At 68.9% G+C, this 573-nt stretch carries 1 protein-coding gene; it reads right to left on the bottom strand.

Annotation, left to right across the window (positions count from 1 at the left end):
* Positions 1 to 158 precede the first annotated feature (158 nt).
* A complete protein-coding gene (locus tag ACXJKJ_RS31530; RefSeq protein ID WP_457320005.1) occupies positions 159 to 524 on the bottom strand; it encodes a DUF6164 family protein in 366 nt (121 codons plus the stop codon).
* Between the last annotated feature and the right edge of the window lie 49 nt (positions 525 to 573).

Genomic DNA, 573 nt, shown 5'->3' with positions numbered 1-573 from the left:
GTGCCGCGCAGCCCTGCGGCGGTTGCCCGCTCCAGAAGGGTCGCGCACAGCGCATCCGGGTCGGCGATGGGGGTGAAGTGGTAGGCGGCGGTATTGGCGATCATCGGCCCATTATAAATCGCGCCGGCCGCACCGCCGGGCCCACCGCCGGCGGTGATTCAGCCCCGCAGCAGTACGAATGGCAGCAGTACCAGCGCCGCCGCAGCCAGCATGCCCAGCAGCATGGCGACCACGAACAGCGGTCGGCGCTGGAGGAGGCTGCCGAAGGTTTCGGCGGTGCCATCACGCAGCGCGGCCTCCCGTTCGGCACGCACGCGCACGCCGCGGGCCTCCTGGTAGGGCGCCATCAGCGCCTTGGCGCGCGGCAGGTCGTCATTGTCGCGGATCCAGATTCCGCCCCAGGAGATGCCCCACGGGCTGGGTTCGGTGCGGTAATGGGCGATGCCCGCCTGGTCCAGCAGGGCGGTCACGTCCTGGATTTCATCGTCCGCGACGTTGCGCAGGTTGAGCAGCAGTTTCGACATGTGCCCATGATAGCGCCCGGCGATGCGCTACCCTTGCGTCCCGTTATTG

It is taken from the genome of Roseateles sp. P5_E1 (genome assembly GCF_054049335.1).
The sequence above is the reverse complement of the archived record's forward strand: the minus strand, read 5'-3'. Positions and strand labels throughout refer to the sequence as shown.

Bases quoted from the DNA above. Each gene is read 5' to 3' on its own strand.
- ACXJKJ_RS31530 (WP_457320005.1), bottom strand. From the start codon at position 524: ATGTCGAAACTGCTGCTCAACCTGCGCAACGTCGCGGACGATGAAATC.